The following is a 12,582-nucleotide window of genomic DNA, read 5'->3' as shown; positions in this document are numbered from 1 at the left end:
GCCGCCGACGACCAAGCCGCCGACGACCAAGCCGCCCACCACTAAGCCGCCGACGACGAAGCCGCCGACGCATCCGCCGACGACGACCAAGCCGCCGACCCATCCTCCGACGACGCCTCCGACGACCATGCCTCCGACGAAGCCGCCGGGGCACCACAGTCCGCCGCCGAGCCTGCCGGACACCGGTGGCGGGCGCGCCACGCTGGCCGCCTCCGGTGCCAGCGCCGCGCTGATCGTGGCCGGGGCCATCCTGTACCGACGGGGCAGGGCCGCCTCCCGCCGGTGAAGTGAGGACCGGGGGCCGGACGTCCGCAGCGTCCGGCCCCCGAGCCGTTTCCGGTGCCCACCGGTCAGTGGCTGCTCGCCCGCTCGTCGCCGGTCACCTGCGCCGACGCCTGCCGGACCACACGGGCCTCGGCCGGGGAGGCCGACCGCCGGACCGGCCGCCGCAACCGGTCCAGCAGCCGCCGGGACACATGCCGGGTCCACAGCGCCCACATCGCCCAGCCCGGAAGCCGGTCGTCCCGGGCGTACCAGGCCCCCTCCCGCCCCGCCCGCACCGGGCGCAGCGCGGTCAGCGGCGCGTAGTTCTCCACCACGAAGACCCGCCCGGGCCGCTCGCCCCCCTCCGGCAGCGGGCGGTGCGTCAGATCCAGGTGCAGGGCCCGTACGACGTCCAGCTCGGCGGTGTCCGTGAAGAGCCGGAACTGGGCGCCGGGGCGGGGGTTGAAGTCCAGCAGGTGGTACCGGCCCGTCGTGGCGCAGCGGCGGAAGTCCAGGTCCAGGATGCCGCGGTAGCCGAGCCCGTGGACCAGCCGCTCGGCCAGCGCCCGCACCTGCGGATTGGGCGCCCACCGGCCCACCGCCGTCAGGCCCGCGCCGCGCGGCCAGGCGAGGTCCTTCATCCCCGGCCCGCCCGCGCGCAGGACGCCCTCGCGGTCGGCGTACCCGTGGAAGAACCAGTCCAGTTCGGGACCGGGCGGCAGATACTCCTGGAACAGCAGCCGGCTGCCCGCCTCGGCCGTGCGCGCGTACAGCTCCTTGGCCTGCTGGGCGGAGCGGATCACCGTCGTGCTGCGCAGTCCGCTGTCGGGCGGCAGCAGCCAGGGGCGGCTCCACTTCGCCACCACCGGAAGCCCCAGCCGCCAGGCCTCCGCGGCGGCCTCGGCCGCGCTCGACGGGACGACCGTGCGCGGGTGCGGTACATCCGCCGCCGCGCACAGCTCGGCCAACTCCGCCTTGTCGGCGACCCGTTCGGGCAGTGCGCCGGGCTGCTGCGGCAGCAGGTACGAGGGGGAGAGTTCCGTGCGCAGGCGGTCCACCGCGACCGCGCCCGCGTCGTCCATCGGGATCAGCACGGCGGGCCGGGAGATTCCCGCGGCCACCTTGCGCAGCGTCCCCGCGATCTCGGCCGGTCCGGCGCCGGGCGGCGGCGCCGGATGGAGCCGGGTGACGTAGCGGGATCTGCGGACGGGGGACGCCGTGCAGTCGGCGACCACATGCACGTCCACGCCCGCCCGGCCCAGCGAGCGCACCGCGCCCAGGGTTCCGTGGTGAAAGGGATTCCGGTCGATCCGCAGCAGTACGGCGGGGATCCGGGTGTCGAACAGCGACACGGATTCAATTCCTTCGGTCGGACGAGCGGGGCACTCGAAAGCCGTAACGGCGGTGGCGTAATTCCGGTTCATATGACTGAGTGTCAGTAATGGGCCATCCCTCAAGTGCGGGAAGTCCCCCGAGCAAGGAGAAAGGAGCAGGCATGACCCCACAGCGACGACCGGCCCGGTCCCGTCGGCGGCTGGCGTGTGTCGCGGCGATCGCAGCCGTGTCCGCCGCGCTGGCGGCCGGTCCTGGATTCGCCGCGGGCGCGGGCGCGGGGGCGGCGCGGCTCGCCGAGCCACCTGCTCCGACGCCCGCCACGGCGGACGACGTTCCCGCCTTCGGCGCGTACCTCCACTACGGCGCCCGGGGCGTCGAACGGATGGCGGAACTCAGCCGCTGGCTGGGCGGTGCCGAGCTGCGGGTCGGGCACACCTATCTGCCGGGCGACCGGTGGAGCAACATCGAGGGCGGCCACGGCTTCCTGGACCCGTGGGCGAAGTGGCGGCAGCAGGACCCGGACCGCGTCTTCGTGCTCAACGTCCCCATGATGGAGCGCAACGAGGAGCCGCACTCCGACGACCGGGTGCGGCTGCTGCTGCGGCAGGGCGCGGCCGGAGTCTTCGATCACCACTTCCGCCGCCTCGCCGAACGCCTGGTGGAACAGGGCCTGCCGGACACCGTGATCGTGCCCGGCTGGGAGATGAACGGCATCACGTACACCCATCGCTGCGGCCCCGACCCGGAGGCCTGGAAGAAGTACTGGAACAGGATCGTCACCACCATGCGTGCGGTGCCGGGGCAGAAGTTCCGGTTCGACTTCACCGCGAGCCGGGGCCGGGACGCCGTTCCCTGGACCCAGTGCTATCCGGGCGACGACACCGTCGACATCATCGGAATGGACGCCTACGACCAGCCGCGCGGAATGTCGTTCGACGAACAGGTGAAAGAGCCCTACGGACTTCAGGAACACGTGGACTTCGCCAAAGCCCACGGCAAGGCGATCTCCTATCCCGAGTGGGGACTGTTCCGCAACGGCGACAACGCCGAGTACATGCGGCGCATGCTGGCATGGATGGACGAGCACAAGCCGGTCTACAACACGCTGACCGACTACTGCCCGCACGGCGTGTGGCAGTGCTCCTCCAATCCCAAGTCCGCCGAGGTCTACCGCGCGGTGCTCTCCGGCCGCACCCACGAACCGCAGCCGGAGCCCACACCCACCACACCGACCCCGACGCCCACGCCGACGCCGGTGCAGCCCACCACCCCGCCCGAGTGCACACCGCTGGACCTCGGCGAGTGGGTGGAGTACTGGCTCGGCGGGAAGCTGTGCCTGCGCTTCGACTGGTACTCGCGCAACCGGTGAGCCGCCGCGGGCGGCGGGCCCTTCAGGACCCGCCGCCACGCCGGCGCCCCTTCCATCGCTCCACCAGCTCCTTGCCTTGCCGCCGGGCGGCCGACCGGCACAGCGCCGCCGCCAGCAGCGGGGCGGTGCGCCGCCGGGCCAGCAACAGCCGCCGGTTGCGCACCGGTTCGGGCCGCCAGTGCTGCTTGTACGGCTCGTTCCCGCGCAGCAGGCTCAGCGTCCCCCGGGCGTACTCGGCGCAGGCTTCGAGCAGCATCACCGCCACATCCGCCTTGCGTTCGCGCAGACACGGATGGGCGCCGTACAGATAGCCGCCCGTCAGCCCCCGGGAGAGCAGGGTGACGTCGACGGCGACCACGTCGTCGTCCAGCCGGAACTCGGTGACCACCGCGTCCCCGGACTCCACCATCGGCCCCACCGCGCGCACCAGGTGCTCCTCGAAGCGGGGGCGCAGATGCTCGGAGGTGACCTTGCGGCCCTGCCACTGGAGGCGGTGCAGCTCCAGCAGCCGCCGCAGCGCCTTGTCGGCCTCGCCGGGTCCTGCCACATGCCGTTCGATGCCGAGCGCGTCCAGCTTGCGCAGCTTGGCCCGTACCCGCTGCTGGGCCTTGGCCGACGGCAGCCGGGTGATCAGCTCGGCCATCGGCACCGCGGGCAGTTCCAGGCACAGCGAGTCGGGCACCTGGTGGCGCGGGCCCGGCCAGGTGGCGTAGATCCGTTCGGCGGCGCTGCCGGGGCGGACCTCGCGCAGGTCGATCAGCGTGGTGCGGGCCGCCGCCGCGAGGCCCGCGGTGAGCGCGGCCACCGCCCGCTCACCCCGGTCGTCGTCCAGCAGGACGTCGCCGTAGTCGGAGATCGCCCCGCCGAGCGGCACCAGCGCGGGCACCGGGCGGCGCACCCGCATCAGGGGCGCGGCGGCGATCAGTTCCCCGCCCTCGCGGACCAGCACCACCCGCAGCCGTCCGGCAGCGCCGTACGACTGCCACCAGGAGTGCAGCCAGGGGTGGCTCTGGAAGGGGGTGGCGGTGGCGCAGTTGCCGTACAGGCGTGCCCAGTCGGGGGCCAGGGCGGCGAAGGCGGCCTCGTCGGTGACGAGTTCGATCCCGTACGTCACAGCTGTCCGTGGACGTCGGCGGCGGGGGCCGGTGACGGGACCGCCGGGCGGTCGTGGCCGTCGGTACGGCGGCGGGGCCGGACCAGCAGCGCCAGGCCGCCGAGGAGTCCGCCCGCGCTCGCCCCGACCAGGCCGGTGACGGTCGCCGGGGCGGAGGACGGCTCGGTGGGCTTGGTGGCGCGGGCGAACTGCTGGAGCTCGACATGGGTGGACTGCTCGGCGTCGGCGGCGTGCCGGGTCAGGGCGCGGGCGACGGCGTTGGCCATGTCGGCGGCGAGGTCGGCGCGGGCGGAGGTGGCGGTGACGGCGACCATCGGGGCGTCCGGGGAGGTCGCGGTGCGGACGTTCTTCTTCAGCGTGGAGACCGGTACGCCCGCCCACACCTGGGCGTCCCCGAGCACCGCGACCTGGGTGGCGACCCGCCCGTAGGCCTGGGCGAAGCCGAGCGCGGAGGCCGGGTCGGACTTCTCGCCCGGTACGGCGACAACATAGCTGGTGGCCGTGTACGTCGGCGCCTTGACCAGGCCGTACGCGCCGCCGAGCAGTCCGCCCGCGAGGGCGCCGGCCGCGATCAGGGACCAGGGCGGCAGGGTCCGGGCGCGCGACATCGAGGTCGCGTGCCGTCCGGTGGGGTTCTCGGTCATGACGAACCGGCTTTCTCGGGTGACGGGGAGGGAGCGGTGAGGGTGCGGTACACGGCCATCAGGCGGTCGGCACTGCGGGTGATGCCGTAGTGCAGGGCGGCCTCGGGGACGTCGCGGGGGCGGGGGCCCTCGGCGTGTACCGCGGCGACGGCGCGGGCGAACTCCGCGGGGCCGCCCCGGACGCGGCGGGCGGTCGGCGCGCTGTGCGCGGGCAGGTCCTCGATCGCGGGGCAGGAGGCGTACAGCACGGGCAGTCCGCAGGCCAGGGCCTCCACCACCGCCAGCCCGAACGCCTCCTCCGGGGACGGTGAGGCGAACACGTCCATCGCGCAGAGCAGGGAGGGCAGGTCGGGGCCGGGGGAGCCGTCCGAGAGGTAGGGGCGCTCGCCGGTGAACAGGACGCGTTCGGCGACGCCCGCCTCCCGCGCGGTGCGCCTGAGGACGCTCTCCTCGGGGCCGCCGCCGATCAGCAGCAGCCAGTGGTTGTCGGGGAGCCGGGTCAGGGCGTGGACCAGGGTGGCGAAGTTCTTGGCGGCGGTGAGCCGGCCCACGCCGCCGATCACCCAGGCGTCCTCGGGCAGGCCGAGGCGGCGGCGGGTGCGCAGCCGCTGGACCGGGTCGAAGCGGAAGCGGTCCAGGTCGATGCCGTTGGGGACGACCTCGATCCGGGGCGCGGGCACTCCCCACCGCTTGAGGCGGTCGGCGACGGTCGGGGAGACGGCCACCGTGGTCCGGCCGAGCCGTTCGCCCGTCAGGTACAGGGCGCGCACTCCCGCGCTGAGCCGGCGGCCCTCCATCTGCGAGTCGCCGAGGGAGTGTTCGGTGGCGACGACCGCCCGCACCCCGGCCAGGCGGGCGGCGATCCGGCCGTACAGGCAGGCGCGGTAGAGGTGGGTGTGGACCAGGTCGTAGCCGCCCGCGCGGATCAGCCGGGCCAGCCGGGGCAGGGCGGCCAGGTCGCGGTTGCCGGTCATGCCGAGGTGGGTGACCCGGACCCCGTCGGCCATCAGACCGTCGGCCACCGGGCCCGGGTTGGTCAGGGTTACCACGTCGCACTCGACCGGCAGATGCCGCAGCAGCAGCCGCAGTTGCTGCTCGGCGCCACCGACGCCGAGGCCGGTGATGATGTGCAGCGCCTTCATCGCAGCCCCGCCACGGGACGGCGGCGCAGCCGGTGCAGCCGGTGCTTGAGGTAGAGGCGTACGGCGGTGTCGTTCTGCCCGATGTGGACGCGGGGGAGGGCGTGCAGGGAGGTGAGCGGGCCGGGGTCGATGGCGCAGGCGTAGCCGTACCCGGCAGCCCGGATGGCCTCGATCGCGCGCGCGTCGACGGTGCCGTACGGGTAGCAGAAGCCCTGTACCGGAGCACCGGTCAACTCCGCGAGCAGTGCTCTGCTTCCGTCGGTCTCGGCGTGCAGGGTGGCGTCGTCGGCCCGGGTCAGGTCGACGTGGGTGAGTCCGTGCGAGCCGATCTCCACCCCGGCCTCGGCCGCGTACCGGATGCCGTCGGCGGTCAGCAGCGGCTTGCGCGGGCCGAGCGGGTCCCAGGCGTTGTCGCCGCCGAGCCTGCCGGGCAGCACGAAGAGGGTGGCGGTGCAGTCGTGGCGGCGCAGCACCGGCAGCGCGTGGTCGACGAAGTCGGCGTATCCGTCGTCGAAGGTGAGCCCGACCAGCCCGCGGCCCTCGCCCCGGAAGCGCGCGGCCAGCAACTCGCCCATGGACACGCCCCGCAGGCCCCGGCGGCGCAACCGGCCGAGCTGGTCGTCGAGGCGTTCGGGGGTGACGGTGATGCGGTACGGGTCGTCCGAGCAGTCGCCGACGGAGTGGTACATCGCGACCCACGGGACCGGTCCCGGTCGGGGCCGCCCGAGACGGGGGCCGGGGTCAACGGAGACGGACATGGCGCAGCCTTTGCGTGACGGTGCGGACAGGGGTGAGGCCCTCGGCGCGCAGGGCGAGGCCGAGCAGCAGGAAGACGCAGATCACGGTGGCCGCCCCGGCGGCCAGACCGGGCAGCGGGGTGTCGAAGCGGGCGGCGACAAGGGCCCCGGCGGCCGTCGCCGCGGCCGCGGCACAGGCGGGCTTCGTCAGCTCGTACAGGACCCGGCCGGTGCGCACGGGGACCGCTCGGCGGCGCATCCCGGCCAGCAGCAGGACGGCGGTGACGGTGATCCCGGCGGCGTTGGCGGCGGCGATGCCGTACACGCCCCACAGCCGCAGCGTCCCCACCCCGATCCAGGTCGTCACGACGATGCCGGCGGCCATGGTGGCCAGCGGGAACCAGGTGGCGCGGCCCGCCGAGAAGTAGGACCGGATCAGCGCGCCGACCAGGGTCTGGCCGAGCAGTCCGAGGGCGTAGACGCGCATCACGCCCGCCGTGACCGCGGTGTCGTGCGCGGTGAACGCGCCGCGCTGGAAGAGCAGTTCGATGATCTGCGGGGCGCAGGCGATGACGGAGGCGGCGCCCGCCAGCACCACGCATGCGGCCATCTCCAGATCGCGCTCCACCCGGAAGCGGGCCCGGTCGAGGTCGCCCTCGGCGACCGCGCGCGCCACCACCGGGAAGGTGACGGTGACCAGCATCAGCGACAGCGTCATCGGGATCTGGGCCACCTTCTGCGCGTAGTTCAGGTGCGAGATGGAACCGGCGGTCAGCCCCGAGGCGAGGAACCGTTCGATGAGCACCTGGGACTGCCGGCACAGCGCGAACAGCAGCACGGTCGCCACCAGCGCCAGCGTCGCCGCCTGCCCGGTGGCCGACGCCGCCTCCTCGTCCCGTACCTCGGCCGCCCGGCGCCGCAACCGGCCGAGCACAAACGGCAGTTGCACCGCCACCATCAGCGCCCCGCCCACCGCCACCCCGGCCGCCGCAGAGCGCACTCCCCAGTGCCCGCCGAGGACGAACATCGCCGTGATGATGCCGGTGTTGTACGCCACGTAGATCGAGGCCGGGGCCAGGAAGCGGCGGTGGGCCCGCAGCAGCGCGCAGGAGTACCCGGCGAGCCCGAAGCTCAGGACGCAGGTCGCGGTCAGCCGGGTGCAGTCGACGGCGAGCGAGTAGTCGGCCAGGCCCGGCGCGAGGGTGCGGACCAGGTAGGGGGCGGCGGCCACGGTCAGCGCGGCGGCGCAGACCAGGGTGAACGCCAGCTTCGGCAGGGTGCTCGCCACCAGCGCCCGCACCGGGTCGCCGGGGGCGCCCTGGGCGCGGCGGGCCAGCGCCAGGCTGAACGCGGGGACCAGGGCGAAGGCGAGGCCGTCCTCGATGAGGAGGGTGGAGGCGAACTCCGGCACGGTCCAGGCGACCAGGAAGGCGTCGGTCTCGGTGCCGGCCCCGAACAGCCGGGCCAGCGCCTGGTCGCGGGCCAGCCCCAGCAGGGCGCCGGCGATCGACAGCACCACGGTGGCGAGGGTGGCGCGGGCCAGGAAGCGCCGGGAGGCGGGGGCGAGTCCGGTGCCGTCCTTGCCCGGTGCCGGGCCACCGGAGCGCGCCGCCGGAACGGTGGGGGAGTTGTCGGCGCCGGTGCGCGGAGGGGTCACCGTCATCGGGCCGCGACCTCCTCGGAGCGGGGGGCCAGGGCCCACCAGGCGGTCAGGCCCAGACAGACGGCCATCAGCACGGTGGAGGGGCCGCCGATGTCGGCGTAGGCGAAGTCAGTGAGCTGCCACACCAGCAGCCCGCAGGCGACCAGACCGCAGTCCAGGCCCGGCCCGTGCGCCCGGACCCGCAGCACCCGGCGCACCGCGCACACCAGCAGCGCCAGCCAGCCGCCCGCCAGCGCGAGCAGCCCGATCAGGCCCTGTTCGGCGAGGACCAGCAGGTACATGTTGTGCGGGGAGAGCAGCGGCTGCTTGCGGAAGGCGGCCCCGGCGCCCTCGGTGTCGCTGCCCGCGGACAGGGCGAGCGAGGCGTGCGCGTCCCGGTACTCGGGGAAGCCCTTCAACCCCACGCCGGTCAGCGGCTGTTCGCGCCACATGCCGGCCGCGGCGGCCCACATGGTGTACCGGTCGGTGACGGACTGGTCGGGGGCGTCGGCGACCTGGGTGATGGAGCTGATCCGCTCCTGCAGCATGGCCGTGCCGACCCCGAACCCGCCCACCAGGATCACCGCCGCCGCCGTCACCGCGGCGCCCACCGCCAGCGCCCGCCGCAGCCCGGCGAGCAGCAGTTGCACCGTGCAGGTGACCGCGGTCGCGATCCAGGCGCCCCGGCTGAAGGACAGCGCGAGCGGCAGCAGCAGCACCAGCGCGCAGACGGCGGCGGCCACCCGCTGCCGTACCGGCGTACGGCCGAGGGCCAGACCCACCGCGCACACCAGCCCGAAGGAGACGACGGTCGCCATCCCCATCACGTCCTGCGCCCCGAAGGTGCCCACCGCCCGGACCGGCTCGCCCTGGTAGGAGGCGCCGGTCCCGGTCACGTACTGGTGCACCCCGACCGCGCCCTGCCAGCCCGCCAGCGCCACCAACGACCAGGCCAGCAGCCGCAGATCGCCCCGGCCCCGCACCAGCAGCAGCACCGCCGCCGGGACCAGGACGAACACCTGGAGGTAGCGCCCGAGACCGGTGAGCCCCTCGCCGGGCGAGGCCGCGCCCACCGCCGCGACCGCCAGCCCGGCCACCGGCAGGCCCAGCACCACCGCCGCCGTCCGGGACAAGGGGCGCCGCCGGTCGCGTAAGAGCCGGATCGCGCAGTACAGGACGACCACGCCGGAGAGCGCGTCGGCCGGGCCCGCGCCGCCCTCCGCGCCGGGGCCGACCGGCAGCGCGAGCAGGGCGACCACGGCCACCACCGGCAGCACCGGGGACAGCGCGCGAGGGCGGGGCGGGGTGAGGGCGAGGCTGGTCATCGGGTCAGCTCCCGGTCGGGCGCACGAGCTGGACGGCCGTGCGCAGCAGGATGCAGACGTCCTGCCACAGCGACCAGTTGTCGATGTAGGCGTTGTCGAAGCGGGCCCGGTCCTCGATGGAGGTGTCGCCGCGCAGGCCCTGGATCTGGGCGAGCCCGGTGATGCCGGTCTGCATCCGGTGACGGGCCGCGTAGCCGGGGTAGGTCTGGCTGAACTTCGCGACGAAGTACGGGCGTTCGGGGCGCGGGCCGACCAGGCTCATGTCGCCGCGCAGCACGTTCCACAGCTGGAGCAGCTCGTCCAGCGAACTGCGCCGCAGGAAGCGGCAGAACCACGACATGCGCACCTCGTCGGCCACGCTCCAGCGGGTCGCCGACTCGTGCTCGTCGACCGGGCGGTGGGTGCGGAACTTCAGCAGCGTGAAGGGGCGCCCGTCCTTGCCGATGCGCTCCTGACGGAACACCACACCGGGTCCGTCGGTCAGCCGCAGCACCACCGCGCACACCAGCAGCAGCGGGCTGACCAGCAGCAACAGCGTCCCGGACACGGCGATGTCGAGCAGCCGCTTGCCCGCGCCGCCGGGCCGCCGGGAGGTGCCCAGGTCCAGGCGCCGGCAGGCGTACCCGGCGAGCTGGTCGCGGGAGGCGTACGCCGGGGAGTCCGCGTCAACCTCCCACACCGTGCACCCGGACTCGGCGAGCGCCCGCAGCAGGGGTGCGCGCTGGGACCGTACCGCCGGGTGGACGGTGAGGATGTCGCGGACGCCGTTCTGGATCAGGGCCCGCTGCACCTCCGCGCCCGTGGTCAGCACGGGAAGCTGCTCGGTGCCGTCCGGGTCGGGGGCGACGATGCCCACCGGCCGTACCCCGCAGCGCGGATGCCGCAGCACCCCGGCGGCCACCCGCCGCGCGGTCGCGGCCGGGCCGACGACCAGCGCGGCGCGCGGGCGGCGCAGCAGGGCGGCGGCCCGCCGCCGGTGCACCAGCGCCCGTCCGGCGCAGCCCGCCGCGCACTGGAGGAGGCAGCCGAGCAGCAGGGCGCGCCAGGAGAGCGCGCGGTGCGGGGCGTGGGCGGCGACGGCGGCCGCCAGCACCAGCCAGGCCACCGCCACCCGGCCGCAGACGGCGGGCAGTTCGTCCAGCACACCGGTGGTGGGCCGGGGCGGCCGCGGGCGCAGCAGCAGGGACGCCGTGACCAGCCCGGCGATCAGCAGCGGGCGGGCCCCGGTGGCCGCCGGCGCGGCGAGCAGGGCCGCGGCCGTGTCGGCGGTGAGCAGCGGCACGGGGGAGGCGGGCCGCGGGCGCGGTCTCCTGCGGACCGGGTAGCGGAAGCCGGGCGCGGCACCGCGCGGCGGCATGACGGAGACGGGCGGGAAACCGTGATCCCGTGGCTGCCCGACGGGCATGGGGACGGTGCTGTCGGCGGTCACGAGTGGATGGACTCCCTGTACTCGGTGGGCACGGGGCGTGCCAGCAGGTCGCGGTAGACCTCGGCGACGGCCCCGGCGGTGTGCCGCACGTCGTGCGTGGACAGGACGTGCCGACGGCCCTGGTGGCCGAGGGACTCCCGCAGCAGCGGATCGCGCAGCAGCTCGGTCATGGCGGCGGCGAGCCGGGCCGGGTCGCGCGGCGGCACCAGGCAGTGCGGGGCGAGGGAGGGCGGCAGGCTCTCGCGGGCGCCGTCCACGTCGGTCATCACCACCGGCCGCCCGCACGCCATCGCCTCCAGCGGGGCGAGCGCCATGCCCTCCCAGCGCGAGGGCAGGACGACCAGGTCGGCGGCCTGGTACCAGGGGGCGGCGTCGGCGACGGTGCCCGCGAACAGCACCGAGCGCGGCGCCCTGGCCCGCAGCACGCCGACGTCGGGGCCGTCGCCGACCAGCACCAGCCGGGCCCCGGGCACCTGTTCCGTCACCGTCGCCCAGGCCCGCAGCAGGATGTCCTGGCCCTTCTGGCGGCACAGCCGTCCCACGCACACCACCAGCGGCGCCCCGGGCTCGACCTCCGGCAGCAGAGCGGCGCGTACGGTGCCGACGGGGGCGGGGTGGAAGCGCTCGGGGTCGATGCCGTTGGGGATGACCGTGTACCGGCCGCGGATCCCGGCGCGTACCCCGGTCACCCGCTCCGCCTCGCTGACGCACACCACCCGCGAGGCCCAACGCGCCGCCTGCCGCTCCCAGTTGAGCGCGAAGGCGGCCGTGGCGCCGTCGACCGCCTCGAACGACCAGGCGTGCGGCTGGAACACGGTCGGGATCCGCCCGCGCAGCGCCAGCCGCCCGGCCAGACCGGCCTTGGCGCTGTGCGCGTGCACCAGATCGGGCCGTACGTCCTCCACCAGCCGGGTGAGCAGCCGTACCTCCCGAACGAGTGTCGGACCCGGCGCACGGGTGGCGGACCAGGCGCGTACGTCGGCGCCGAGCGCCCCCAGTGCGGTGCTCAGGTCGCTGTCCGGGCAGGCCACGGTGACGTGCAGTCCGGCCGCGAGCTGGGCCCGCGCCAGATCGGTCACGACCCGGGCCACGCCGCCGTCGACGGGCTGGGTCAGATGCAGGACCCGAGGCGGGGGGTCGTTGGCTGACAGGTGCATTGCGCGGTTTCCTCGCTCACGGGTGTCGCTCTGGGACGGGCGGGATCGCGCCTCGGCTCCGGGCGTCGACGGCGGCGAAGAGCGCGCCGACCCACACTGCGTCCCGCTGGGAAACGAGCCGGAAGGACAACTGGTCACCACCGGGTCGCGGCGCCTTGGTCCGTTCGAACACTTCTCAGCAGGCGCGGCGGCGTGTCGGCGTGCGCGGGCGCGTGCTCCCCGGAGCCGCCCATTCGGGGAATCGGTGCTGGGTGAAGGTGCGATTTACGGGCAATAGGCGTGCGTCGGGAGGTCCGCAACTCTAGTCGGCATCCGTATGAATCCACCGAAACCGGATAAGTGTGTCGGAACGGTGGAGCCGGGCCCGTCGGCAGATCACTCCTTTGGCGGCACAACCCCCGTGCGCGTCGCGCGTTGACACAGC

General features: G+C 74.8%; 11 protein-coding genes. 1 reads left to right on the top strand and 10 read right to left on the bottom strand.

Features of this window, described 5'->3' with window-relative positions:
- Positions 1-201 (bottom strand): hypothetical protein (locus ACZ7L7_RS04625; RefSeq protein ID WP_471429130.1); only part of this gene is annotated, 201 nt, incomplete at its 3' end.
- 149 nt (positions 202-350) lie between these two features.
- Complete coding sequence (locus tag ACZ7L7_RS04620) at positions 351-1,616, bottom strand: carboxylate--amine ligase (protein ID WP_285510997.1); 1,266 nt, start codon at positions 1,614-1,616, stop codon at positions 351-353.
- 143 nt (positions 1,617-1,759) lie between these two features.
- Here ACZ7L7_RS04620 and ACZ7L7_RS04615 point away from each other — a divergent pair, with 143 nt between their 5' ends.
- A complete protein-coding gene (locus ACZ7L7_RS04615; protein WP_472074748.1) occupies positions 1,760-2,968 on the top strand; it encodes a glycoside hydrolase family 26 protein in 1,209 nt (402 codons plus the stop codon).
- 22 nt (positions 2,969-2,990) lie between these two features.
- Here ACZ7L7_RS04615 and ACZ7L7_RS04610 read toward each other — a convergent pair whose 3' ends face one another.
- From ACZ7L7_RS04610 to ACZ7L7_RS04575, 8 genes are read right to left on the bottom strand one after another with little or no spacing between them, the layout of a single operon-like run.
- The gene (locus tag ACZ7L7_RS04610) at positions 2,991-4,082 is read right to left on the bottom strand and encodes a GNAT family N-acetyltransferase (RefSeq protein ID WP_472074746.1); all 1,092 of its coding nucleotides are present in this window, start codon (positions 4,080-4,082) and stop codon (positions 2,991-2,993) included.
- Positions 4,079-4,726, bottom strand: a complete 648-nt coding sequence (locus ACZ7L7_RS04605; protein WP_285511000.1) for a YveK family protein — start codon at positions 4,724-4,726, stop codon at positions 4,079-4,081. The genes ACZ7L7_RS04610 and ACZ7L7_RS04605 overlap by 4 nt, the downstream gene beginning before the upstream one ends.
- On the bottom strand, positions 4,723-5,868 hold the full coding sequence (locus tag ACZ7L7_RS04600) for a glycosyltransferase (RefSeq protein WP_285511001.1): 1,146 nt from the start codon (positions 5,866-5,868) through the stop codon (positions 4,723-4,725). The genes ACZ7L7_RS04605 and ACZ7L7_RS04600 overlap by 4 nt, the downstream gene beginning before the upstream one ends.
- Entirely contained in the window at positions 5,865-6,626 is a 762-nt protein-coding gene (locus ACZ7L7_RS04595) for a polysaccharide deacetylase family protein (RefSeq protein ID WP_453608863.1), read from the bottom strand. The genes ACZ7L7_RS04600 and ACZ7L7_RS04595 overlap by 4 nt, the downstream gene beginning before the upstream one ends.
- Positions 6,610-8,268: a murein biosynthesis integral membrane protein MurJ gene (gene murJ / locus ACZ7L7_RS04590; RefSeq protein ID WP_285511003.1), complete on the bottom strand. Its 1,659-nt coding sequence runs from the start codon at positions 8,266-8,268 to the stop codon at positions 6,610-6,612. The genes ACZ7L7_RS04595 and murJ overlap by 17 nt, the downstream gene beginning before the upstream one ends.
- Positions 8,265-9,572, bottom strand: a complete 1,308-nt coding sequence (locus tag ACZ7L7_RS04585; protein WP_285511004.1) for an O-antigen ligase family protein — start codon at positions 9,570-9,572, stop codon at positions 8,265-8,267. Before ACZ7L7_RS04585 ends, murJ begins: the two co-directional genes overlap by 4 nt.
- A 4-nt stretch (positions 9,573-9,576) precedes the next feature.
- Positions 9,577-11,001 (bottom strand): exopolysaccharide biosynthesis polyprenyl glycosylphosphotransferase, encoded by a 1,425-nt coding sequence (locus ACZ7L7_RS04580; RefSeq protein WP_285511005.1) that lies wholly within the window; start codon positions 10,999-11,001, stop codon positions 9,577-9,579.
- The gene (locus ACZ7L7_RS04575) at positions 10,998-12,158 is read right to left on the bottom strand and encodes a glycosyltransferase (RefSeq protein WP_471591462.1); all 1,161 of its coding nucleotides are present in this window, start codon (positions 12,156-12,158) and stop codon (positions 10,998-11,000) included. Before ACZ7L7_RS04575 ends, ACZ7L7_RS04580 begins: the two co-directional genes overlap by 4 nt.
- Between the last annotated feature and the right edge of the window lie 424 nt (positions 12,159-12,582).

Source organism: Streptomyces sp. NPDC110618 (assembly GCF_055657065.1).
This window is presented reverse-complemented; position numbering and strand designations above follow the sequence as displayed.